General features: G+C 32.1%; 19 protein-coding genes and 1 tRNA gene. 14 read left to right on the top strand and 6 right to left on the bottom strand.

Annotation, left to right across the window (positions count from 1 at the left end):
- Positions 1 to 360: 360 nt before the first annotated feature.
- The 14 genes from HYN86_RS09760 (at position 361) to HYN86_RS09695 (ending at position 12,047) form a co-directional block, all read left to right on the top strand.
- A complete protein-coding gene (locus tag HYN86_RS09760) occupies positions 361 to 1,203 on the top strand; it encodes a toxin-antitoxin system YwqK family antitoxin (protein WP_162789348.1) in 843 nt (280 codons plus the stop codon).
- Complete coding sequence (locus tag HYN86_RS09755) at positions 1,203 to 2,414, top strand: hypothetical protein (protein WP_113677844.1); 1,212 nt, start codon at positions 1,203 to 1,205, stop codon at positions 2,412 to 2,414. The genes HYN86_RS09760 and HYN86_RS09755 overlap by 1 nt, the downstream gene beginning before the upstream one ends.
- Positions 2,389 to 2,730: a hypothetical protein gene (locus HYN86_RS09750; RefSeq protein ID WP_113677843.1), complete on the top strand. Its 342-nt coding sequence runs from the start codon at positions 2,389 to 2,391 to the stop codon at positions 2,728 to 2,730. Before HYN86_RS09755 ends, HYN86_RS09750 begins: the two co-directional genes overlap by 26 nt.
- A complete protein-coding gene (locus tag HYN86_RS09745; RefSeq protein WP_113677842.1) occupies positions 2,711 to 3,208 on the top strand; it encodes a PulJ/GspJ family protein in 498 nt (165 codons plus the stop codon). Before HYN86_RS09750 ends, HYN86_RS09745 begins: the two co-directional genes overlap by 20 nt.
- Positions 3,208 to 4,329, top strand: a complete 1,122-nt coding sequence (locus HYN86_RS09740; RefSeq protein ID WP_113677841.1) for a type II secretion system F family protein — start codon at positions 3,208 to 3,210, stop codon at positions 4,327 to 4,329. The genes HYN86_RS09745 and HYN86_RS09740 overlap by 1 nt, the downstream gene beginning before the upstream one ends.
- A gap of 102 nt (positions 4,330 to 4,431) precedes the next feature.
- Positions 4,432 to 4,824 carry a type IV pilin protein gene (locus HYN86_RS09735; protein WP_230406448.1) on the top strand — a complete coding sequence of 131 codons (393 nt, stop codon included), beginning with the start codon at positions 4,432 to 4,434 and terminating at the stop codon, positions 4,822 to 4,824.
- Position 4,825: 1 nt separating this feature from the next.
- Positions 4,826 to 5,308 carry a hypothetical protein gene (locus HYN86_RS09730; protein WP_162789346.1) on the top strand — a complete coding sequence of 161 codons (483 nt, stop codon included), beginning with the start codon at positions 4,826 to 4,828 and terminating at the stop codon, positions 5,306 to 5,308.
- Positions 5,308 to 6,714 (top strand): GspE/PulE family protein, encoded by a 1,407-nt coding sequence (locus HYN86_RS09725; protein ID WP_205334642.1) that lies wholly within the window; start codon positions 5,308 to 5,310, stop codon positions 6,712 to 6,714. Before HYN86_RS09730 ends, HYN86_RS09725 begins: the two co-directional genes overlap by 1 nt.
- A 4-nt stretch (positions 6,715 to 6,718) precedes the next feature.
- On the top strand, positions 6,719 to 8,623 hold the full coding sequence (locus tag HYN86_RS09720; protein ID WP_113677838.1) for a type II secretion system protein GspD: 1,905 nt from the start codon (positions 6,719 to 6,721) through the stop codon (positions 8,621 to 8,623).
- A 1-nt stretch (position 8,624) separates the two neighbouring features.
- Positions 8,625 to 9,812 (top strand): hypothetical protein, encoded by a 1,188-nt coding sequence (locus HYN86_RS09715; RefSeq protein ID WP_113677837.1) that lies wholly within the window; start codon positions 8,625 to 8,627, stop codon positions 9,810 to 9,812.
- Positions 9,805 to 10,326 carry a hypothetical protein gene (locus HYN86_RS09710; protein ID WP_113677836.1) on the top strand — a complete coding sequence of 174 codons (522 nt, stop codon included), beginning with the start codon at positions 9,805 to 9,807 and terminating at the stop codon, positions 10,324 to 10,326. The genes HYN86_RS09715 and HYN86_RS09710 overlap by 8 nt, the downstream gene beginning before the upstream one ends.
- A complete protein-coding gene (locus tag HYN86_RS09705; protein ID WP_113677835.1) occupies positions 10,310 to 11,263 on the top strand; it encodes a hypothetical protein in 954 nt (317 codons plus the stop codon). The genes HYN86_RS09710 and HYN86_RS09705 overlap by 17 nt, the downstream gene beginning before the upstream one ends.
- 2 nt (positions 11,264 to 11,265) lie before the next feature.
- Complete coding sequence (locus HYN86_RS09700) at positions 11,266 to 11,763, top strand: hypothetical protein (protein ID WP_113677834.1); 498 nt, start codon at positions 11,266 to 11,268, stop codon at positions 11,761 to 11,763.
- Positions 11,764 to 11,959: 196 nt separating this feature from the next.
- Positions 11,960 to 12,047 (top strand) — tRNA-Ser (locus HYN86_RS09695).
- A gap of 357 nt (positions 12,048 to 12,404) precedes the next feature.
- On the opposite strand, the gene HYN86_RS09690 is transcribed toward HYN86_RS09695, so the two are convergent.
- The 6 genes from HYN86_RS09690 to HYN86_RS09665 all read right to left on the bottom strand — a co-directional run bounded on the left by HYN86_RS09690 (position 12,405) and on the right by HYN86_RS09665 (position 24,184).
- On the bottom strand, positions 12,405 to 15,194 hold the full coding sequence (locus HYN86_RS09690) for a M16 family metallopeptidase (protein WP_113677833.1): 2,790 nt from the start codon (positions 15,192 to 15,194) through the stop codon (positions 12,405 to 12,407).
- Between the two features lie 65 nt (positions 15,195 to 15,259).
- Positions 15,260 to 16,396 carry a TlpA disulfide reductase family protein gene (locus HYN86_RS09685; RefSeq protein WP_113677832.1) on the bottom strand — a complete coding sequence of 379 codons (1,137 nt, stop codon included), beginning with the start codon at positions 16,394 to 16,396 and terminating at the stop codon, positions 15,260 to 15,262.
- A 148-nt stretch (positions 16,397 to 16,544) separates the two neighbouring features.
- The gene (locus HYN86_RS09680; RefSeq protein WP_113677831.1) at positions 16,545 to 17,747 is read right to left on the bottom strand and encodes a TlpA disulfide reductase family protein; all 1,203 of its coding nucleotides are present in this window, start codon (positions 17,745 to 17,747) and stop codon (positions 16,545 to 16,547) included.
- 60 nt (positions 17,748 to 17,807) lie between these two features.
- The gene (locus HYN86_RS09675) at positions 17,808 to 19,214 is read right to left on the bottom strand and encodes a RagB/SusD family nutrient uptake outer membrane protein (RefSeq protein ID WP_113677830.1); all 1,407 of its coding nucleotides are present in this window, start codon (positions 19,212 to 19,214) and stop codon (positions 17,808 to 17,810) included.
- Positions 19,215 to 19,231: 17 nt separating this feature from the next.
- Positions 19,232 to 22,819, bottom strand: coding sequence for a SusC/RagA family TonB-linked outer membrane protein (locus HYN86_RS09670; protein WP_113677829.1), 3,588 nt, complete (start codon positions 22,817 to 22,819; stop codon positions 19,232 to 19,234).
- Positions 22,820 to 23,035: 216 nt separating this feature from the next.
- The gene (locus tag HYN86_RS09665) at positions 23,036 to 24,184 is read right to left on the bottom strand and encodes a FecR family protein (RefSeq protein ID WP_113677828.1); all 1,149 of its coding nucleotides are present in this window, start codon (positions 24,182 to 24,184) and stop codon (positions 23,036 to 23,038) included.
- Positions 24,185 to 24,450 lie beyond the last annotated feature (266 nt).

Below are 24,450 nucleotides of genomic sequence, written 5' to 3'. Positions count from 1 at the left end.
AACATTTTGCAAATAAAGAAATACCAAATTATCATTAAAATAATTATTTTACAGAAATATAACCATTAAAACCATTATCAAAAAAATAATATATCAAGATTTAGAATAGGGTACCTACGGCTTTCCGTAAAAAAATACAAAAAACACAAATTAACATAATTTTAACATAAATAAATAACATGTAAAAACTTATAATCGTAAGTTACTCGCGCGATTTATTACTGTACATTTACATATTTTATACCTAAAATTTACCTACAAATTTTCTCTTAAAAAAAACTTTTATCGAACAGAGAATTTATTTTTGTATTCTTACAAAAAAAACTAAATTGCCCCCGTTTAAAAAATAAAAGCGGCCCCTTGAAAACATTAACAATACCACGTTATACTCTTATTATTTTTACTCTTACCCTACTCTCTTTTGGCGATCCTTATATGATCAAAAGGATTTCTGATAAAGATTTTAGATATGAGTTTTACACTACAGATAAAAAGATTAATCCTAAAACAGCTAAAACTTATTTCTGGTTTAAGGGCGGACTTATTCATGAAGCCCAAGGCGGAATTGCCGGTGAATTATTAAATGATAAGTTTACCAAAATGTACCATAGCAATCAGCTGGCAGAGCAAGGCCAGTTTAAAAACGGACTTCGTGTTGGCGAATGGAAAACTTGGCATAAAAACGGAATTCTTGAATCAATTCTTCACTATAGTAATGGTCTGCGTGCAGGTAAGTTTTTTAGATATGACGAAATCGGTAATCTGGTTGAAAACGGCAAATACTCTTCAAACTTAAAAACTGGTAAATGGACAAATGCAGAAACACAAGAAGTTATTACCTATAGAAAAGGCGTAATTGTTAAGAAAAAAGAAGTATTTACCAAATCGGAGAAGTATAGACTTAAACAAGAAAACATTAAAGCAGAAAATACTAAAGAATCTCAAAAAGAGCTTGAGGCTACTTCAGATGCTCTAAAATTAAAATCATACAAAGCAAAAGCAAAAGAAGAGAAAACACAAGCTAAGGAAAAAGCTAAAAAAGATAGAGAATTAGTTGCTGCTGATAAAAAAGCCAAAAGAGAAGCAGATAAAGAAGCCAGAAAAGCTGCAAAAGAAAAAGCTAAAAATGAACCTAAGAAAGATTCAAAAATAGAGAGATTTTTAAAAAATATTTTCAAAAAGAAAGATAAAGCCAAAAAATAATGGTTAAAGCTCATAGTTTGCTATATGCCATTTATATCTGCTTAATTGTTTCAATAATCTGCGGAGCGCTGTTGTACTTTTCAAATTTGTACAATCAGCTCAACCTCTATTATAATATTCAGGAAGAGCTTTATATTCAAAACCAGTCTGTTTTAAATTTTGCATTAGGAAACAAAGTTCAGCCAGCCGAAATTGATAAAGATGAAAAAACTGGTATTGAAGGAAGCTTTGAAACAAAGCCTTATGGTCTGATTACTATAATTTTAGCAAAATCTTATATCTCGAATGATACTGTTTCATCCGCACATTTTGCGGGAGCTAGAAATCTGGATAAAAATTCTATTTATTTAACTAATTTATCAAAGCCATTATATTATTCGGGAAAAGTAAAACTCGTTGGAGATAATCAGTTACCGAGCACTTTTATTGAGACTTCATATATTAACAATAGTCTTAATGAGCTTAAAGTTGAGGGAAAAAGTAATATTTCTGAGTCTCAGCTTCCAGAGCTTAATTCAGATTTTAAAAAAATATTTCTTGGTATTAAGTCAGAAAAGGTAAAGCTAAAAGACATTGAAAAAACTAAAGATTCTCTTTATTACAATTCTTTTCTAAATACTACAAAAGAAGTTATAGTAAACCAGAATCTTAGCAATACTATATTCAAAGGCAACTTCATTTTGCGGTCTGATGATTCAATCAGAGTAAAAAAAAATACGGTTTTAGAAGATGTTATTCTAATAGCTCCTAAGATCACTTTTGAAGAAGGTTTTAAAGGAACAGTTCAGGTATTTGCAACAAAAGGAATTGAACTTGAAGAGAAAGTAACTTTAAACTACCCGTCTGTAATTTGTGTTTATAATGAGGGTGCACAAGAATCAAAAATAAAAATAAAAAAAGAATGCACGATCTCGGGCGCTGTAGTTTTGTTTGGAAATAAAATTGATCTTATTGATAAGCACAGCATAGAAATAGATGAAGCAGGTCTAGTTTTTGGAGATCTATACTGTACAGGAAAATTAATGCTCAAAAGTAATGTATATGGATCTGTTTATACCAATCGTTTTTTTATAAAAACGGGTTCAACATCATACGATAATTTAATCAGCGATATTGAAATTAATACAACAAAACGACCAGATTATTTCATTTCAATTCCGTTATTCAACACACAAACAACAAATTATGGAGTTATTAAAAAAGTGTTGTAAAGTAAGGGCGAATTCTTTGCTGGAATCGGTTATTGCGTTGACCATTATATCGATCTGCCTGTATTTTGCTGTATTGATTTTTGCATCGGTTTATACGCCAAAAACGTCTGCTAAATTTTACAGCACTCAGAATAAAGTTAATGAGCTTTTTTATTTATCGCAAATAAAAAGTGACTCCATATCGAATGATGAAAACGAAAATTTATTGATTGAAGAAGAAGCTATTAATGAGAATCTGAAAAAAATTTCAGTTCAATATAAAGACAGTACGCAATTCAAATTTGAAAAGAGTTTTTATGTTCAGATTCCAAAATAAATACCATTCGGTGGCTGCTTTTTCTATAATAGAAGCAATTGTAGGCATGGCTGTGACGGCTATTATTATGGGTATTTTGTTTGTTATTTTTTCTATTGTAAGCGGTAGGATGCTGGATTTTAAAAACCAAAATCAGCTGGTAAACGACCTGAACCGATTAACATACAGTTTGAACAAAGATATTTTTGAAAAAGAAAAAATGAAGGCTTCGGAAAATGAAATTTATTTTAATGGATATGCTGGTGAAAGAGTCACTTATCAGTTTTTTGATGATTACATTTTAAGAAACAGCGAAACGTTTGTTGATACTTTTCAGATCAAATTAAAAACAATGGTTTTGGATACGGTAAAAAGTAAATCGGAACAATTTGTTTTTCAAAAGATTAAACTAAATATCGCATCAAACGAGAAAGAACTGGATTTACGATTTTATAAAAGAGTATATCCAAATGAACTATTACAAAAAATTAAAAACTAATGAGTTTCGATTTATCGACATATAAAACTTCTAAAGCTGAGGAAAAAGATTTCAGGATAGAAACTGGTTCTTTACAGTTTTCTAAAAAGCTCTCTGATAAGAAAAAAGAAATTTTCTACAGAGAACTGGGCATGCTTTTGAGATCGGGTGTTGATTTTAAAAAAGCTTTAGAAATTCTAAGTAATCAGTCTGACAATAAATTTGAAAAAGAGCTCATAATTGGAATTAAAGAAAAAGTAATTGAAGGAAAAAGCATTTATGAATCGATGCGTGAAACTGATCAATTTTCTGCTTACGAATATTATAGCATTCAAATTGGAGAAGAAACCCGCAAACTGGAAGAAGTTTTAGGTGAATTACAAAAATATTTTAACCGAAAAATTCAAATGAAAAGACAAATTGTTTCGGTTATGACTTACCCGACAATTGTTATGCTGGTTACTATTTTGGTTCTGTATTTTATGCTAAATAAAGTAGTTCCAATGTTTAGTTCTGTCTTCAAACAATTTGGAAGCGAACTGCCAAAAAGCACCCAGATTATTTTAAAAATATCAAATCATTCAGGAACGATATTTTCTTTTGTAATTGCTTTTATTGTTGGGTTGACAATAGTTCATTTTTTATTAAAAACTAAAGATAGTTATAGAGCGTTTACTACTGGAATGCTTTTAAAGATTCCTTACTTTGGAAATTTAATTCGAAAAATATACATATCGCGTTTTTGCCAGGCAATGAATTTATTGATTACGTCGAAAACCACTTTAATTAATTCTTTAACCCTTACTGGTAAAATGATCAGCTTCTACCCTATTGAAATGGCAATCCATCAGATTAAAGAAGATATTACCCGAGGGGCTTCTTTAAACGAAAGTTTAAAAAAGCATACTGTTTTTGAAAACAAAATGGTTTCAATGGTCGAAGTTGCAGAACAAGTCAATCAGCTAGAGACTATGTTTGAACGGCTTACCGAACAATATAATGAAGAAATCAGCCATCAGACAAAAATGATTGGAGTAATACTTGAACCCATGATTATAATAGTAATCGGTGCCATTGTTGGCGTCATCATGGTCTCGATGTATGCCCCAATGTTCGATTTAAGTAAAATAATAAACAAATAATCAGAATAAAAATTTAATACATATTACCCCTCCCAATTAATACAACTTAATAAAAACAAGATGTTAAAACTTATTAAAAAATACCACAAGTCTTATAAAAAAATGTACGTTAAAGCCTATTCATTAACGGAAATTTTAATTGTACTATGCATCATTGGTATATTATTATTGATGGTTTTGCCAAATCAGACTTCAGTGATCGGACAGGCAAAAGCTATTGAAGCTCAAGCGATGCTAAATCAAGTATATGGTTTAGAAAAAAGTTACTTCTACAGACATTCAAAATACTCTGGAAATCTTGAAGAAATTGGTTTTGAACAGGAAAAAACAGTAGACGAAGGCGGACAGGCTGTTTACAAAATTGAAATTATCGATGCTACAAATGATTCATTCCTGGCAAGAGCAACTGCAACTTCTGATTTAGATGGCGATGGCAGTTTTAATACTTGGGAAATTGACAGCAAAAAAATATTAACCGAAGTAACAAAAGAATAAATTGAAACTAGCCTCGATAATTTTGCTTCTTTGTTTGGTATTGGTTTTTATTCAGGATTGGAAATTCCGTAAAATACATGTCGTTTTACCGCTTGTAATTTTCATTGTTTCTTTTCTTTTAATTCCAGTAAAAAAACAAGAATTAGCTGAAATAGCAATCTACAATAGTGTTTTTTTCTTAATTACTTTAGGTTTTCTTACGCTATATATGAGTTTAAAATCTAAGCAGTTTTTAAACCCTTTCCTTCATTATTTCGGATTGGGAGATTTGCTGTTTTACATTGCTGTCAGTCCATTATTTTTATTAAAAAACTATGTTCTGTTTTTCATTTTATCTCTTGTTTTTGCAATCTTAATGCAATTTGGACTCAAAAAAATTATTAAAGAAAACACTGTTCCATTGGCAGGATTTACAGCTTTGTTTTTATTCGTTGTTTTAATGAAAGACTATTTTCTAACCTTTCAAAAACTAACCTTATTCTAATGATACAAAATATCGAAATTTTTCCAGAAATTCAACATGCTGTATCTAATGATTTGGCCAATCAATATCGGATTATTCCAAAGTCAATTCACGAAAACACTATAGAAATCTATGTTGACCATGCTAGCAATAAACACGATGCAAAAGAGGAACTGGAGCTTTTTTTAGGAAAAAATATTGTTTTCCATTCTACAGAATCTGCAGAAATCGAGAAAGCATTGTCTATTTATTATAGAAAAGAACGTGCATTGGTTTCAAACAAATCTTTGAATGTTGATAAGGGTGATTTCCTTGAAAATTTATTGGCTGAAGCTAAGTCTTTAAAATGCAGTGATATTCATTTTGAGGTCTATGAAAATTCCTCTAGAATTCGTTTCAGGATTGATGGACAATTAATTGAACGCTATAAGATTGAACAGGAAAATTATCTTGAATTGGTCAATAAAGTTAAGATCAAAGCTAAACTAAATATTACCGAAAAAAGGCTTCCTCAAGACGGTCGAATCACTAATGAATCTTTTGATATCAGGGTTTCTATTCTGCCAACGCTTTTTGGAGAAAAAATAGTAATGCGTCTTCTAGGACAAGATGCTTCAAATATTGATTTGAGCACGCTGGGTTTGCAAAAAGAAGAATTAGAAAAATATTTAGAAGCCGTTAAAAAACCAAACGGAATTATCCTAATAAGCGGTCCGACTGGTTCAGGAAAGACAACCACTCTCTATGCTACTTTAAGGTTATTAAATGACAGCAGAAGAAATATCGTGACAGTTGAAGATCCTATCGAATATACGCTTAAAGGAATTAATCAGGTACAGCTTAAAGAAGATATTGGCTTAACATTTGCCTCTGCCCTCAAATCATTTTTACGTCAGGATCCAGATGTTATTATGCTGGGAGAGATTCGTGATTCTGAAACTGCTTTAATGGCTATTCGAGCCTCTTTGACAGGGCATTTAGTTTTGTCAACTATTCATACCAATTCGGCTATTGGGACTATTTCAAGATTAATAGATATGGGTGTCCCATCCTATTTAATTGCCGAAACTTTAAACTTATCTGTTGCGCAAAGACTGGTTCGAAAGCTTTGTGACAGCTGTAAAAAAGAAACGCAAAGCGATCCTAAAGATTTCCCTCTTAATTTCAAATTTCCGTATGAAGTTAAGTCTTATTACAAACCAGTAGGATGCAATAAATGCTTTCATACAGGATATAAAGGAAGAACGGCAATTTATGAGATTTTAAATATCGATCATCTTATTGCTGAATCTATTAAAAATAACACTATTACAAAACTTTACAACAATGATAAAAACTATAAATCATTACCTGAAAAAGCATTTGAAATCCTAGCTTCTGGAGAAACGTCATTAGAAGAAATATACTCAATTTTAATAAACATATAAAAAAATGCTAAGACAGATAGTTTTCGCACTAGCTGCGTTATTTTTTTCAAATATAATTTTTGCTCAGCAGGATATTGTTGAATTAAGCAGGAAATTTGATGAATTTTCAGTACAAAAAAAGGGATTAAATGAAACCATTAAAATTGATGTTTCAGGGCTTACTCTGCACGATTTCATTGCATCAATAGCAGAAGAACATCAGTTAAATGTGGATGTTGATACCGAATTGAACCAGCCCGTTGCAAACAACTTTTTTGATGTAACGGTAAAAGATGTATTTATTCATCTTGTTCAAAAATATGATCTGGATGTTTCATTTATGAGCAATATTATCGTCTTCAAAAAAAGAAAAATAGTAGCAGTTGTCGAGAAAAAACAACCTAAATTTATAGACGTAAATTATAATCCTCAAAATGATTTTTTGTCTGTAAAACTGGAAAATGACACTTTATCTGCAGTTGCAAAAGCAATAATTGATAAATCTGGAAAAAATTTACTTCTCGCCCAGGATGTAAAAAATATTAAAGTTTCTTCCTATGTGTTAAATCGCCCTTTTGACCAAGTTATCGAAATGATGGCAAAATCAAATGATTTAAGTGCAGTAAAAGATGATAATGGAATTTATTTTCTGCAAAAGGGAACTGCTCAAAATATCGCAGCATTAACTGCCGGACCAAAAGCAAAACAGCCAAAAGCCAGTATTGGAGTTCCTGGATTTTATGAAGTGAATATCAATAAAAATGGTTTTTTACAAGTTAGTGCGTACATCGCAGATGCTTCAGATCTATTGACTGAAGCAGCAGAAAAACTTCACATTAATTACTTTTTATACAATAAGCCTGAGAACGAAAAAACAACGCTTTCTGCCGATAATATCACTTTCGATGATCTTCTTGCTCATATTTTTAAAGGAAAAAAATATACTTATAAAAAACAAGACAATTTTTATTTGATTGGAGAAGAAGCTACTGAAGGATTAAGGGTTACAGAAATGATACAATTGGAAAATAGATCGATTGAATCTGTTATTGGTTCGCTTCCAAAAGTATTTTCAGAAAAATTAGAAATTAAGGAGTTCATAGAGTTAAACGGGTTGATTGTTTCTGGTTCAAGATCAATTTTAGAAGAATTGAAGGTATATATAAAACAAATTGATAAGGTCGTTCCGATGGTTCAAATTGAAGTTATAATTGTGCAGTACAACAAATCTTATGACATTCAAACAGGAATGAAAGCCGGTTTAGATAAAATAAATAAGGTTCAAACTGGCGGCGTATTATTTCCAAACTCAGATGTTACTTTAAACGGTTCATCTGTAAATAGTTTGATAAATGCTTTTAATGGTTTTGGACTTTTCAAATTAGGAAAAGTTACCGAATCTTTTTATTTGAATCTTAAATTACTTGAAAACAATTCGGCTTTAAAAATAGAGTCAACTCCTAAAATTGCAACAATCAGCGGGCATGAAGCGAAGTTATCTATTGGAGAAACAAGTTACTACTTTGAACAAAATAACAGATTGATTAACAACAATATTGGGAACGATATTTTAAATTCTGGAACATGGAAATCTACCGATGCAAATCTTAGTGTTTCTATCAAACCATACGTTTCTACAGATGAAAATGTAACCTTAACAATTGCTGTGGAAAAAAGTTCATTCTTGGCTAGAGTTGGTGAAGATGCACCTCCGGGAAAAGCAACTCAAAAATTTGAATCATTAGTAAGAGTTAAAAACAGCGAAATGATCTTATTGGGAGGTCTTGACGAATTGAAAAAAGAAAATTCGGGAACAGGAACGCCTTTACTTTCTAGAATTCCTATAATAAAATGGTTTTTTAGCAGCAGAAAAAAGGGGAAAAGTGATTCTAAACTACACATTTTTATTAAACCAACAGTTATTTATTAACATGCTTGCTACGTTATCTAAACTCATAAAAATAAACGACTTAAATGTTGTTGGTGTAATCAAAAAAGAAGATTACGAAATTTACAATTTGCTTACTGTAAAAAAGAAGGCAAACAAAATTTCTATTGTTTCTAAACAAACATTTGAAACGTTTGAAAGCCTAACAAAAAATACAGATAAAAAACTTCCCGTCTTAATTGTGATAGAAGGAAGAGGAGTTTTAAATAAAGAAATAAATTTTGAAAATGAAGCCGATTTAAACTGGCAGAAAAACATTGATTTCAACACTATATATTACACTGATATTAAAGCTTCAAAATCAAATTTTATAAGTTTCTGCAGAAAAAACATTGTAGAAGAAACTGTTTCTAGATTTCAAAAGGACGGTTTTCAAGTTATAGATATTTATGTTGGTTCATTTTTAGGCGCATTATTACATAGTGCATTAAAAAAAGAGATTTTGTTTTCTAATGATTTAAAACTAGAATTTGAAAATGAAATTTTATCGGGGTTTTCTAAACAAAATGAAAACACCAATATTGCTAATTATCAAATTGGTGAAGACACTATTTCAAATTCCTTTTTACCATTATACGGCTCTGTCATTCATTTTTTTGTAAAACCGAAGGAAGTTTCAAAAACAATAAACAGCGCTTTAAATAATGAGGAATTAATTTATAAAAAAGCGTTCAACTTTCTTGGCGTTACAATGCTGATAGGTTTTCTAATTTCACTTTTAGCTAGTTATTTTTTGATTCAATATTACGGCACTAAAAATTCTGAATTAAATCTCCAGACAGTATACTCCAATCAATCCTATCAATTAATACTTGATTTAGAAGCTCAGAAAGAGAAAAAACTCAATCTTTTAAAAGAAACCGGCGTATTGTCATCTAAGTTTTTTTCTTTTTATAGTTATGAAATCATTCGAACAATACCAAGTGCGATCTCTCTAACTGAATTGAATATTGCGCCTCTGAAAGAAGAATATAAGGAGAATAAAAAAGCCTTGTTTCAGAGCGGTATCATTATCATTAAAGGAGAAACATCTCAGGAATCATCATTTAATTATTGGCTTGAAAATTTAAAAAAAATGGACTGGCTTAAAAATTTTGAAATTGTCAGTTTAAAAAAAGATAAAAAAAACAAATCAGTATTTGAAATAAAAATCATTCTAAAAAATGTTTGAAAATTACTCTTATAAGCAGAAGTTTTATGCCTTGGTCATAATCTTTTTTATGCTTTCAATTACAGCATACAAAAGATCGTTTCATACCCTTTTTGAAGTTGTTTCAGAATATCGGACACTTTCAAAAAAGGCTGAAGACATCGATAAAAAAGCAAAAAATAACGGAACACTCAAAAATGATGTTGAATATTTAGACAAAATAATTGGTAAAGAGGGCGTGACAAAAGAAATGGTTCAGCAGGGAATAATCAGTTTTGCAACCACAAATTCAGGAGTTTCAATAAACGATCTAAAACCCATTCACGATTATCCGGAAACAGATTACCATATCATAACCAATCAATTGGATGTTACTGGAAATGCAAACCAATTATTAGAACTGGCATACAATTTTGAAAAAAAGTTCAATTATTCCCGTATTGTGAGCCAGAACTTTTACACAACAAAAAAAAATAATAAATCTGAAGTTTTACATTTAAAAATGATATTTCAAAACTATGAAAACACTAAATAAAATTATACTAATCGTCCTTTCAATTTTTATGTTCTCTTGTGAAGATATTTTGGAAGAAGATATTACCAATGATATTGTACAAATTATTTCGCCAACAAAAGATGCTGTAATTGAAAGCAATGTAGCTAATTTTAAATGGAACAGTCTTAAAGGCGCTAACAAATATCGTATTCAAATCTACCAATTTGATCAGGTTTTAATCTTAGATTCTTTAACTACAAAAACAAATTTAACTTTGCCTTTAGAAGCAGGAAGTTATATGTGGCGTGTACGCGCAGAAAATTATGCGTATCAGTCTACCTATTCTTTCCCTTCAAATTTTTCAACAAACATTCCTGATGACCTAACAAATCAACAGGTTATATTGCTGACTCCAGACAATGACAAATATTTGAATTTTACCAATATCACTTTAAATTGGCAAGAGCTTGATAAGGCCACTTCTTATAGTGTAAGAGTTGTAAACACTGCAACTGGTCAAGAAGTTTATCCACAAACAGATGTAACAGATACATTTATAACATTGGATTTGCCAACACTTGCAGATGGAAATTATGAATGGAGGGTAAAAGCCAAAAATGCTGACACTGAAACCAAACAATATGGAGCAAAAAGATTCAATATTGACACAACAGCTCCGAATCAGCCAAAAAATGCAACACCAGCTGATAATTCGACTCAAACAGTTAATACTTCTATAAATTATACTTGGTCAATTGCCACAGATACTGGAACTGTAAAATCACCAATATCTTATGTAATTGAAATTTCCAGCGATGTAGATTTTACTTCTATATTTCAAACTTTAAACAGCAATACAACATCTCTTCAATATACATTTTCAAATACAGGAATATATTATTGGAGAGTAAGAGCAATTGATATTGCAGGAAATATAGGAACTAACAGTACTGGGTTTAAGATTACAGTAAATTAACAATGGCTAAAAAGAAAATTAATATAATTCTAATTTTAGTAGTACTTGGCCTATGGGGAACCGTAGGCTATAGAGCTATCAAAAATTACTTTGGAAATAATGATGGGGCTGTAAATACAGAAATCGGAAATCACAATGTGTCTTTAAAAAAAATTAATAAAGATACTTTTGATTTGAAGAAAGTTGGCCGCGATCCTTTTTTAAATAAACAGTTTGAGGAAAAACAAGTTTCTTCTGCAGTATTGGTTTCTTATCATCCAATAAAAAAAATAGTAACGCCATCAATTCCAAAACCAAGTTCTAATATTAATTGGCCGCAATTAAAATATTTCGGGTATTTAAAATCAAATAATCAAGAACTAGTGTTATTAAAAATTGACTCAAAACTTCATAAACTTAAATTAAATGACGAGGTAAATGGTCTAGTTGTAAAGAAAAAATATAAAGATTCTATTGAAGTATTCTTTAACTCACAGCGTAAAACAATACATATTAATTAATTATCTTATTAATTTTATGAACTTACTTTTTAGCACTTTGTGAATTTCCATGTGTATAAGGACGAGAAATAAATTTTATAGAAACTATTTCTTTTTACAGCATATCATTTTCTTTATAAATAGTATCAAAAAAATTTCTGCAATCAAAAAAACATCTTATATTTGCACCCGCAATCAGAACTGATAGCGACATACTGGAGAAATGGCAGAGCGGTCGAATGCGGCAGTCTTGAAAACTGTTGACTGTAACAGGTCCGGGGGTTCGAATCCCTCTTTCTCCGCCAGTACTGAAAAACCCCTAACAATGTTAGGGGTTTATTTTTTATAAACTTACTTATTTTTTTACCTTTTAAATTCAAACACAAGATCAAAAAGTCATTGCTGTTTTTTTAATTCATTAACTTTTGTATCTGCTTCTGGGCGTTTGCAAGTGCTGGAAAAAGAGTTTTGAATATAAATAAAAAAGAGCTGCTTGCCGACAGCTCTTAAAAGGTCTTTCATAGAAAATGGCTTACTAATTCAGATTCTAAAATGAAATATTGAAAGACGATTACTGATTGATTATTTTAGTCGCAGTTTACAGTCTCAGTTTACAGTTTGGTTATTAGCTGAAAACTGAGACCGAAAACTGCCGCTAAAAACTACTTCAAAGGGTTCCCGCTTTGGTCAAGAGAACCAGATTTGACGATAATCATTTTATCCAGTTGAACATATTTCTTAATCGCATCGTTTACTTGCTGCAAAGTTGCTTTTTGAATGTCATTTGGATATTGCTCGATATAGTTTGGTTCTAAACCTCTTTCGATAAAACTTAAAATCGTTCTTGCCATTCCGTTTGTAGTTGACATTCCAACTTTAAAACTGCCTATCAAGTTGGTTTTCTTGTTTTCTAATTCCTCGGCTGTAATTCCGTTGTTCACCCATTTGTCTACCTGAATCATTGTGGCATCCAGACCTTTTTGAAATAAATTTGGGTTGAAAGAAGCGTTTACAAACCAATATCCGCCAGTTTCTATATTTCCTCCTAAACCAGATGAAATACTGTATGTAAGTCCGTCATTATCACGAACCGTCTGCATTAAACGTCCTGCAAAACCAGCTCCCAAAGTATAATTTCCAATAAAAAACGGAATATAATCTGCATCAGCTCTTTTTAATCCTGTAAACTGTCCTATGTACAATTCTGCACTTGGTTTCTCCGGAATTGTAACTACTTCTGTTTTTGCAGCAGATTTCGAAGCTTCTTCAAATTTTAATTTTTCGGTAACACCACCGTTCCAATTTTTGAATGATTTTTTTAATGACGCATTCAAATTCGCGCCATCAGTATCTCCCACAATTACCAAACGCATCGATGCTGTACCAAAATACTTTTTGTGAAAAGCTTTAACCTCATCTAAAGTTGCATTTTTAATATTAGCAATATTATCCTCAACACTCAAACTATAATTTGGATTCGTTTTTGGATAAATCGCTTGAGATAAAGCAATATCTCCTCTCGCTCCAGGATCATTTAAATCTTGTTGTGTATTTCCAATAAACTGTTGTTTTAAATTCTCAAACTCTTTGGCATCAAACAACGGATTTCTTAATTCTTCTGCCAATAAAGCGACTACTTGATCTAAATCCTTTTTCAAACATTTAAATCCGATATTTATTTTAAAAGTTGAAGCGTTCACATTTAAGTTAACTCCTAATTTTTGAAGCTTTTCAGAAAATTTAAACTTATCATTTAAAGTTGTTCCTTTTGACAACATTGAGGCAGTAAGCGCTGGAATAATATCATTTTTAGTTTCGCTGGCATAATTTCCTAATGAAATACTTGCGGCAACGGTAACGAAATCTTTTGCTGAAGTTTTTACCGAAACTACGTCAATTCCTGCTACTTTTTCTCTTTTAAAAGCAGAAGCTGTTTTCTCGATTACACTTTCTGCAGAAGTGATTTCTTCTAAAGTATTTTTTATTGAAGCTGGATTAACTGCACGTTCTTCATGTAAATGTCCATCTTCAGAATGTCTGTAATAAAACGGACCATTTTCTTCTGTGAAATTGCTGGCTTTAACAGTCGCAGTATTTTGAGAACCAGCCTGCTTCGGAATAAAATACCCGGTCGTACTTTGATCTTCAACTAAATATTGCTGTGCTACACGCAAAACATCTGCAGGAGTAACTTTTTTAAGCCTGTCAACTCCCGTAATATAATCTGTCCAGTCGCCAGAAGCGATTGCTTCATTTAATGCTGATGCAATCACCCCAGAACCATCGCGTGCTAAAATAGTTTGTGCACTGATTTTCGCTACAACTCTATTTACCTCATCCTGAGTTACGCCTTCTTTTTGAATTTTAGCCACCACTTCGCTAATTTTCGCATCAATATCTTCGTGTTTAGAAGTTGTTGGAAATCCAACGGCAATAGTAAAAAGTCCCACTTCTTTAAAATTAGTAGCACGTGCACTAGCGTAAATTCCTAAACGCGTATCAACGAAAGTTTTACTTAAAATTGCTGACGGACCAGAACCAATAATTTGGGCCAAAATATTTAGAGCTGGAAGATCCTCGTGCAGAGCGCCAGGAATTTTATAGGCTTTATTGACAACACCCAACTCACCCGGTTTTTTTACCACAATTTTACGCGCTCCATACTGCTGAGGCTCTTCTGTATAAGGCTGAGGCATTTCTTTAGGCGCTTTTGTAATTTTACCAAAATACTTTTCGATTAATTCAAAAACATTTTCTTTTTTGAAATCTCCAATAATTGTCAAAGTTGCATTATCAGGCCAGTAATAAGTATTATAAAAGTTTTTTAAAACTTCGATAGGTGCTTTTTCAATATCTGATTTCCATCCGATAGTTGAATGATGATACGGATGTGCAATGTAAGCCGAAGCCCAGATTTCTTTATCTAGCAATGCATTCGGATTGTTTTCGCCACGTTCAAATTCGTTGCGCACAACAGTCATTTCTGCATCTTTATCTTCTTTTGTTAATAATGAATTACGCATTCTGTCGGCTTCGATCTGAATTGCCAATTCGATTTTATCACTCGGAAGTGTTTCAAAATAATTCGTACGGTCATACCAAGTTGTCGCATTTAACTGCGCACCTGTGTTTTGAAGAACATCAGTAATTGTATTTCCATTTTTTTTGTTGAAAGTCGGAGTTCCTTTAAACATTAAATGTTCTAAAAGATGCGTTGATCCGGTGTTTCCTAAAACTTCATGTTTTGAACCAACACGATATACAATCTGCACCGTAGCAACTGGCGAAGCGTTGTCCTGAAGCAGTAATATGTTCATTCCGTTTGGCTGGTATAAATATTCTTCTATACCGCCTAGTTCTTTAATTTTCTTAAAATTGACCGATTTATTCTGCGCCGATACTAATGTACAGAATGCAAATGAGCAAAAGCCCAGAAAGATGTGTTTTTTCATTCTATTTGATGTTTTTTTGTAGTTTTGAGCCGCAGTTTTTCTGTAAACTGAAACTCAAAACTGATTTAAGATTTACTGAAGATTTCCTTTAATTTCGATTGTAGTTCTGCTTCTCTCAAGTTTTTGGCAACAATTTTTCCGTCAGGTCCAATTAAGTAATTGGTTGGAACCATTTTTACACCGTATAAAACTGCAGCTTCATTCTGCCAGCCTTTTAAATCTGAAACATGAGTCCATGTTAATCCATCTCTTTCAATCGCTTTTTCCCAAAGTTTCTTTTTATCGTCTAGAGAAACTCCCAAAACATCAAATCCTTTATCGTGGTAAGTTTTGTAAGCCAAAACCACATTCGGATTTTCTTTTCGGCATGGACCGCACCAGCTTGCCCAAAAGTCTACTAAAACATATTTCCCTTTATAATCAGACAATTTAACGACTTTTCCGTTTATATCTGTTTGAGAAAATTCTGGAGCAGTAACGCCAATTGCCGTTTTATCATTAAGATCGATGGCTTCTTTTAACTGTTTTCCATAAACCGATTGCTGTACTTCTGGTGATAATACAGCATAATATGTTTTGACTTGTTGTGGTGTTCCGTACGAAACAATTCGATCATTAATTACTAAAGCGGCAGCTATTTTATCTTTATTTTTTCGGATAAACTTATCAGTTAAATCATCAGCGAAAGCGGCAAGATCTTTCCACTTTTTATCCATCATCGTTTGCTGTTCTGCTGTTAATTTTACTTTTCCGTTTTGCTGTAATGAATCAGATAATTTATAGATTGGTCCGGCGATATTCTGAATTTTTTTAAATTCATTATCATAATATGATTTGTATACATCATTTTGTAATGTCCCAGTAATTTTAGCTTTAAAAATAGAATCTTTTTTAGCTTCAAATTTTATTTCATCATTATCTAAAAGGAAAAAAGCACCATATTCTTCTCCTTTTAATTTAATGGTATGTAAAAGCGGTTCTGAAACTTTTCCCGTAAAAGCAAAAGCTCCTTCAGGACTAATTTGTGCTGAATCGGTTATTTTCTTATTTCCTTTTTCATCTGTGTTTTCCAGATAAACCATCCCTTTATCTAATCCTGCGATTGTACCATTGATCGTAAATCCTTCTTTTTTGGAACAAGAAGAAAGTGCGGTTATCAAAGCCAGAGCAGTCAAACCTGATTTTAAGATTGTACTTTTCATGTTATTTCTTTTGTTGTTATTTTTTAATTTAAATACATAGAATCATAGATATTGTAAGCTTTAAAAAAGACATTTCATTTATTAAAACAAACATAATTTAAACTTCTCATTAAAGTGTTTTTAAATCTCAATTTTTAATTCCTAAAAATTAAGATTTCAAAAGCTCTTTTAATTTTGCTTCCAATTCTGCACCTCTTAAATTATCGCTGATAATTACACCTTTACTATCTACTAAATAAGTCGCCGGAATTGTTTTTACATTAAATGATTTACTTACTTTATCATCGTCTAGAAGATTGTGCCATGGCATATTTTCCATTCCTAATGCTTTCTGCCAAGCTTTTTCATCTTTATCAATTGAAATACTTAAAATTTCAAATCCTTTATCCGCATATTCTGAATAAGCGGTTTTTAGGTTTGGGATTTCTTTACGGCACGGACCGCACCAAGAAGCCCAAAAGTCAATTAGAATGTATTTTTTTCCTGCTGTAATTTCTTTAGCTGTATACGCCTTTCCATCTTTATCTTTTAACCCAAAATTAGCAACACTTGTCCCTACCAATGTTTTCGGGTTCAAATCTTTGTCTACCAATTGTCCGTAATAACTTTTCTTTGCCGTTTCTGAAAATTGTTCGAAAAGCGGTTTTTGATCTGGCGTAAAATAACTAAACTGCGTCATCATAAAAAATGGTCCCCACCAAGTTGTTTTATGCTTTGCAATAAGATCGACTGTTGTTTTTTCTACTTTGGTAAAAAACGCTTTTTCTTTTACTTCAAAATCTTTCCATTCTGGAGAATTTGCAATAGAATCCATTACTTTTTTGTCGCCTGTAGTTCTGGCTTTTGAATATAATTTTGAAAGCTCTTCGGTTCCTTTATGATAATCTGCGTAATCTTTATTCAAATCTTCTTTAAAAGCAGTTTCTTTTTGATAGTAATCATTTGATTTAGAACCTGAAATAACTTCATTTTTAAATGTAATTCTTTCATCTTCATTTTTTGAAACTTCTCCATCTGCCGAAACTTTTATCTTAGAATTTTCAACGATTAAAGGAATAAAGCCTTTACTTTTTCCAAAGACGATATAAAAAAAACGCGGTTCGTTTAGTTTTCCTGTAAAGTTAAATTTACCTTCTTTCAGAGTTGTCTCTGCAACAGGCAATTCAGAAGAATGCGTTGCACCAGGAATTAATTTTACAGTTGTTCCATCTGCCACGCCGGTAATAATTCCTTCAATGTTGTAAGAAGCTGCAGCTGGTGCAGTCGTTTTTTTCTTTTGTGCCCTCGTACTGTTTGAAATCATAAACAAGCAGATACACAATCCTACTATTTTATATTTAATTGTATTCATTTTTGATTGATGTTAAAAAAGCTTCCTTTTCGGAATCCTATTCAGGAAGCTTTTGGATTTTTATTTATCTACATTTTGAGTTATCGTTCCGTTTCCTGGATTTTGCGTTGCTCCCTGTGGAAATGGCATTGTCCATAAATGAGAATCTGATGATAAAGTATACGTATTTCCGTTGGCAGTTTTAGTAAAACTTACTTTATAAACACCTTCTGCATTTAAACGGCGTGCGTCTGCAAAAGGAATCAACGTATTAACAAGTTCATTATTTTTTGTTCTGTAAATAGCTCTTAGTGCAGTCGCCTGATCTGTAGTTGAAATATCCTGATAAGAAGCTGGAAGAATACGCGTTTTACGAACCGTATTTAAAACACCTAAAGCGTCACTGATCTGCCCTGCACGCGCCAGACATTCTGCTTTAATCAAATAAATTTCTACAGTTGTAATTCCTCCTAAGTTAAAAAAGCCAGATAACGTTCTTCTGTAATACGTTTCTGCACCAACAGTGTAGATTTTCCAACGAGAAATAAAACGGGCATCGCCAGTTTCAAAACGCTGCGCGCGCTCTACTGGAATACTATTTTCTGTAGATAAATTATTTGTAATACCATGACGATAATTATAATTTTCTACATAATTAAATCCCATAGGAGAAGTTGTCGCAGTATATGAATTTGGAACATCAATAATTGCTTTATTGGTATTGTAATATCCAACCCAATCGTACAATTTATTGTTTTCTGCCAATGCTAAGTCTGCATATTTTAAGGCTTCTGTGTAATTATTCATTTGCAGATAAACTCTTGAATAAAATGCATATCCAGTGCCTAAATTTGGATGTAAAGCTGTTTGTGAAACTTTAGGCAGATAAGGAAGTGCTTCTTTAACATCATTCAAAATAAAATCATACAATTCTTGAATGGTTACCTGCTTGCTTGGCGCATTTATATTGGCACTGGTAATTAACGGAACTGATAATTTTGTAGCAGCTGTAGAAGCGACATAAGTATCTGCATAAAAATTAACCAAATTAAAATAGTTCATGGCACGCAGTACTTTTGCTTCTGCCCAAACCACTCTTTTTTCTTCTTCTGTAGCTTTAGTTGAATTTAGAACACTCTCGATAAGTAAATTAAAGGTTGAAATTCCTTGATAACTTGCGTAAAAAGTCGTTTCATCAGATACTTTCAATGCAATACGGTCGGCATTTTCATCCCACATGTAATTAGCATTAGTCAATCTATCGCTTGATAAAGTAGCTAGAGTTGCATATTGGTCGTTTAGTAATAGTGAAGCGCCAATTATATTTACTCTGTGGTTTGTGTATTCGTCACGTAAAAAAGCTTCATAATCTGCTAATGTTGTTGGCGATTTTGATCCTTTTGGAACATCATCCAAATAATTTTCGCAAGAAGCAAAAGTCAATCCTAAAGCTAATAAAAAGGCTGCTTTTTTATATATATTTTTCATCGTCTAGTCTTTATAAATTAGAAATTAACATTTACACCCAAAACAAAACTTGGAGATGTGAAACCGCCTAGAAGGAACTTCGCGTCTCTGCTTTTAGCGAAGGTGTAAACGTTTTCTGCGTTCAAGTTAAAACGTACACCATCTAATTTTGCTCTTTTAATAAGGTCTTTTGGCATTTGATAAGCCAATGAAATGTTGCTCAATCTCAAGTTTGAAGCATCCAAAATATTAATATCTACATACGAATAAATAGTACGAGAATCTGAATTAAATTCTGGATCATACTCATAAACAGCTCTTGGCACATTGGTAAAAGCCTCATCACCAGGCTGCATCCAACGGTCTGCAATATGATTATTTACTACAGTGATATCTGTTACGTAACCTCCAGCTGCTCCATTATAATTGTTGGATAACATTGGCAGGAATGTATTTCTTACTTTATGTCCTAACTCATAAATGAAAAGAGCCGACAGCGAGAAGTTTTTATAATTTGCAGAAGTATGGAAAGAACCGCTGTGTATAGGAACTGTTGAACCATAATCTTCGATTGCTTCTAATTGTCCCGGATTGTATTTTACTGCAGCTCCTGAAGCATCATAAACTTGAGGAATTCCTGTTGCGCTTAGTCCTGCCCATTTATAACCATAAATAGAATTAAAGTTGGTACCTACTCTCGGAAAAGATTGTGCTTGATCTATCTGCAGGTAATAAACCGGCGCTTTTACATTTACATAATCGACATTGTTTTTGTTGTTCGCATATAAAACAGCTGCGTCCCAAGAGAATGAAGGTGTTTTCACAATTGTTCCTCTTAAACTAACTTCGATACCTTTGTTAGTCATTTCTCCGTTATTGATTTTATAAGTTGAATACCCCCATCCTTCTGTTGGAATTCCTTGACTGCTCGCTAATAAATTTTCTCCTTTTTTGTTATAAAGATCCAGAGTTCCTCCTAATCTGTTTTTGAAGAATGAGAAATCTAAACCAATGTTAGTTGTTGTAGTTTTCTCCCAAGATAATTCTGGATTTGGTCTTGATCGAACAGTTCCCTGATTTCCTCCAACATTTGGATTAGAATTGTAATAAGCTGTTAAATAAGGAGCAGAGTCTTTCGCAATATTTCCTCCAATACCATAAGAAGCACGAACTTTAAGTGCATCTATCCATGAAGCAGTAAAAAATGATTCTTTATCGATATTCCATGCAGCTCCAGCTGACCATGTGGGCTTATTTTGATATTCGCTGTCTGTTCCCCAAAGGTTAGAACGATCCCATCTTAAACTTCCTGATACTGAATACTTTTTATCATAAGTATATCCTCCCGTTCCATAAACAGAAACATAACGGTTTAATAATTCTTTTTCTAATGAAAATTCGTCTTGTATCATGTAGCCGCTAAAAATACTACCGTACACTTTAAGAAGATCTGTCTGGTTTACTGTTGCAAATCCTAAAGTCTGAGCATCATATCCATAACGAGTATTGGTATTAAATTGTAACTTAGTGTGACGAATTTCCATACCTGCAATAGCAGACACATCATGCTTGTCGTTAAAAGTTTGATTGAAATTTAACTGCTGGCGGAAATTATATGCATTTGTAATCTGTTCTGTATTTTTTACAATATCGCCGTAAGGCAAATTATAAACTGCTCTGTTATTGGCAAGTGTCACCATACCATTTACTTTACTTCTTACATAGTATGAATCTTTATCAAACAGCTGGTTGGCACGATCTGAACCAAATTCGTATTGGAACATAGCATCATATGTAAATGCATGACTAAATTTCACATTAAACTTTGCATAAGTTCTGTTCAGGAAATTTTTACTTTCAATTAAATTTCTCCCCAACTCATCCATTGGCGTAATATTCATATCATAAAGACCGTAGTTTTTAAGAGAATTTAGCGTGAAAGCATTGTAGCGAGATTCTGGTGTAGAAACAAAGTTAGTTCCATCATTATTAACTAACTGATTATACGGCTGATGTTTATAACCCGCATTAAATATACCTGTAGAAGTGTTAATAGGATTATAACTCTGTGTATCTCCTCTTCCATAATTAACATAAGTTCCTAAGTCTAAAGATAACCAGCTGTTAATTTGAGTGGAGTTTTTTAAATTAAGACCAACTGTTTCATTTTCAGAATAAATATCCTCAAGCTGATTGTCTTTGTAAGTTAAAGAAGCATTAAATGAATTGCTTTCTGTAGCTTTTCCTAAACTAAGGTTATGCTGCATAAAATACTGATCGCGTTTTGCATATCTTGCTACATCATCGTAGTATTTATAACCTTGAGAACCAAGTTGATCTAAACGACCATTCATTTCTGCCTGCGAAATATTTCCAGCATAACCATTTAAAATAGTCTGCATTCCTAAACTTGTAAATACAGCATTATTTAACAATGACTGTGCATACGTATTTGCATTAGCAGTTTTCAAATTAGGGTTTCCGTCTGCCCATCCTTTTTCTAAACCAATAATATCAGCAGAACTGGTAAGGTTACCAGTATAATTTCTATAAGGCGTAACCGTTAAATTACTTGAAAATGAAATATTTGTTTTTCCTGCTTTTGCTTTTTTAGTTGTAATAACCACCACTCCATTTGCTGCGCGCGCACCGTAGATAGAAGAAGCTGCTGCATCTTTTAAAACTGTAATAGTTTCAATATCTTCTAAATTCAGGTTAGGCAGATTTTCTTCTATAGAAGCATACGGAGTTAATTTTGTATTTTCTACTGGAAAACCATCAATAACATATAAAGGGGCGCTTACACCTGTCATAGAGGTAGTTCCACGAATTTTTCCGTCTTGATACCCAACAATACGACCTTCTAAAATTTTGTCTAAACTATTTAAACGCTGCTCCTGAAAATCTTTTGCTTTTAAACTAGAAAAAGATCCTGTTGCTTTCTCAGCCGTAATTTCCTGATAACCTGTTTTTAATACTATGCCTTCTAATTCCAGAACATCTTCTTTCAAAACAACATTTATAACGCTTCTTCCTTCAACTTTAATTTCTTGTCTTACATATCCTAAATAAGCAAATGCCAAAGTAGTTTCGCTGCCTACCGTGATAATTTGATATTCTCCATTAAAATCTGTCTGTACTCCTCTACCCGAACCATTATCTGAAATTGCGGCGCCAACTAAAGGCATGCCTTTTTCATCGGTTACGCGTCCTTTTACGATAAAGTCTGCTTCCGCTTTTACGGTTGCTTTTTCTGCAGGAGCTTTTCTTGCCATTAAAACAATATGGTTTCCAGAAACTTTATAATCGGTTCCTGTATTGCCAAAAATGGTATTTAAGAGTGTCTCAATAGCAACATTACTCTCATTAATTGTAATGATCCTGTTTAGATCAACAGATCTTACATTATATACAAATCTGTAATTGGTTGTGTATTCTAACTTTTCAATAGCTTTTGCAACAGTCATATTATTTGCACTAAAAGAAATTTTAGCTTTCTGCGAATAAGTAGTTCCGGCGTGCATTATTGTTAAGGCGGTGAATAAAAATAATGTGGTCAATTTCATCTTCAAATCAAATTTCAAAAAAGGCTTGTCGAACCTGATTTTGTTCAATAGTTTTTTCATACTTTTAAAATGTTTTTTTTATGTTGGTTGGCTAATTAACTGACCGCATTTACTCTACCGGGAAATGTTGGCGCATTTTCCGGTTTTTTTTTATAAATAACGATCCATTTCATTTTTGGATTTCTGTTACATAGGCGATTTTTTTATTTTAGATTTTAGATTTTTAGAGTATTAACATTCAAACTAACAACTAACAACTAACAACTAACAACTAACTTACTTAATCGTAATTCTATCTCTATCAATGATATAATCAATTGCATAACTATCACTGAAATATTTCAACACCACTTCAATTGGTTCATTATCAAAACGGGCGTTGAAAATTTCTTTCCCGAGAATTTTGTTTCGGTTTATAAAAGTGACATTATAATGACGCTCCAGCTTTTTGATAATATCCTCAAACGATGCATTTTTAAACACCAGACTTCCTTTTACCCAAGCTGTATAATAATCTGTATTGACTTGCTCTATTTTTATCTCCGAATGATTTTTTACAACCGAACCTTTTTCACCTGGTTTTAAGTAAACAGGGGTTTCTCTAGTTTTCTGATCTTTATAAAGCGATACTTTTCCTTCTGCCAAAACAACATCAGTACTTATATTTTCAGTATACGTATCTACGTTAAATTGAGTTCCTAAAACCTCAACATTTATATTTTGTGTATTCACTATAAACGGATGTGTTTTATCTTTTTCGACTTCAAAATAAGCTTCGCCCAGCAGATACACTTGTCGATTTTTATTTTTGATAAACTGAAGCGGATATCGTAACGATGTTCCAGCATTTAAATGCACCAGCGTTCCGTCTGATAATTGCACTTCGAACTTTTTACCGTAAGGAATTCTAATGATATTATAAACCAGTTTGCCTTCAGAATAAGCTTTATTATAAACCAATCTGTTTTTTTCTTGTTTTCCAATTACATTTCCATCTTTATCGGTTACATTTCTGGCTTCGTTAGGATCAAGAGTTTGTGAATCATTTCCTAGCTGCAGTACAATTTCATCTTCTCTCGGAATCACCACATTTTGTTTTGACTGTACTGGTTCTGAATTTTTATAAAAATAAAATCCTCCCAAAGCGACAATTAAAATCGCTGCGTATTTATAATAAGATGAAAATCTTCTTTTGCCAAAAACATTATTTTCCTTTTGAATTCTTTGCGAAAGCTGTTTTTTCACTTCGGTAGAATCAAAAGTGTTCATAACAGTGTCTATCGCGTAATTGGTTTTTATAAAATCCTTAAACACAATTTTGTTTTCATCCTCTTTTAACCATTCCGTCAGCTTCTCAATTTCTTCCTGACTTGCCTGATTTGTGATAAATTTAACGATTAATCGTTCTGATTTTTTCACTGTCATTTTAGTTGTTTTTAATATTATTACGAAGCAAAAAAACAAAACCCTAACAATTTGATAAAGTTTTTTTCATTTTCATGATTTTTTTTCTTTTCACAAGTTTTTTCTTTCAATAAACACGACTAATTTGATAGAGATAAAAGAGTAAATGTTTTTATCTTTGCATTTTTGGATCATTTTATTTGTAATAATTTTCAAATAGAAAATCAAAAATGTGGGGAAATTGCATCAAATCCATCCTAATATAAGCCCTAAAAACTATTAATTTA

It is taken from the genome of Flavobacterium fluviale (assembly GCF_003312915.1).
In the GTDB taxonomy this organism is placed as follows: domain Bacteria; phylum Bacteroidota; class Bacteroidia; order Flavobacteriales; family Flavobacteriaceae; genus Flavobacterium; species Flavobacterium fluviale.
The sequence above is the reverse complement of the archived record's forward strand: the minus strand, read 5'-3'. Positions and strand labels throughout refer to the sequence as shown.

Excerpts from the sequence above, each read along its gene's own strand:
- HYN86_RS09755 (WP_113677844.1), top strand. The coding sequence starts at position 1,203 with ATGGTTAAAGCTCATAGTTTGCTATATGCCATTTATATCTGCTTAATT.
- HYN86_RS09680 (WP_113677831.1), bottom strand. The coding sequence starts at position 17,747 with ATGAATACAATTAAATATAAAATAGTAGGATTGTGTATCTGCTTGTTT.
- HYN86_RS09690 (WP_113677833.1), bottom strand. The coding sequence starts at position 15,194 with ATGAAAAAACACATCTTTCTGGGCTTTTGCTCATTTGCATTCTGTACA.
- HYN86_RS09670 (WP_113677829.1), bottom strand. The coding sequence starts at position 22,819 with ATGAAAAAACTATTGAACAAAATCAGGTTCGACAAGCCTTTTTTGAAA.
- HYN86_RS09740 (WP_113677841.1), top strand. The coding sequence starts at position 3,208 with ATGAGTTTCGATTTATCGACATATAAAACTTCTAAAGCTGAGGAAAAA.
- HYN86_RS09700 (WP_113677834.1), top strand. The coding sequence starts at position 11,266 with ATGGCTAAAAAGAAAATTAATATAATTCTAATTTTAGTAGTACTTGGC.
- HYN86_RS09675 (WP_113677830.1), bottom strand. The coding sequence starts at position 19,214 with ATGAAAAATATATATAAAAAAGCAGCCTTTTTATTAGCTTTAGGATTG.
- HYN86_RS09715 (WP_113677837.1), top strand. The coding sequence starts at position 8,625 with ATGCTTGCTACGTTATCTAAACTCATAAAAATAAACGACTTAAATGTT.
- HYN86_RS09745 (WP_113677842.1), top strand. The coding sequence starts at position 2,711 with ATGTTCAGATTCCAAAATAAATACCATTCGGTGGCTGCTTTTTCTATA.
- HYN86_RS09710 (WP_113677836.1), top strand. The coding sequence starts at position 9,805 with ATGTTTGAAAATTACTCTTATAAGCAGAAGTTTTATGCCTTGGTCATA.
- HYN86_RS09750 (WP_113677843.1), top strand. The coding sequence starts at position 2,389 with ATGGAGTTATTAAAAAAGTGTTGTAAAGTAAGGGCGAATTCTTTGCTG.
- HYN86_RS09665 (WP_113677828.1), bottom strand. The coding sequence starts at position 24,184 with ATGACAGTGAAAAAATCAGAACGATTAATCGTTAAATTTATCACAAAT.
- HYN86_RS09685 (WP_113677832.1), bottom strand. The coding sequence starts at position 16,396 with ATGAAAAGTACAATCTTAAAATCAGGTTTGACTGCTCTGGCTTTGATA.
- HYN86_RS09725 (WP_205334642.1), top strand. The coding sequence starts at position 5,308 with ATGATACAAAATATCGAAATTTTTCCAGAAATTCAACATGCTGTATCT.
- HYN86_RS09720 (WP_113677838.1), top strand. The coding sequence starts at position 6,719 with ATGCTAAGACAGATAGTTTTCGCACTAGCTGCGTTATTTTTTTCAAAT.
- HYN86_RS09705 (WP_113677835.1), top strand. The coding sequence starts at position 10,310 with ATGAAAACACTAAATAAAATTATACTAATCGTCCTTTCAATTTTTATG.
- HYN86_RS09735 (WP_230406448.1), top strand. The coding sequence starts at position 4,432 with ATGTACGTTAAAGCCTATTCATTAACGGAAATTTTAATTGTACTATGC.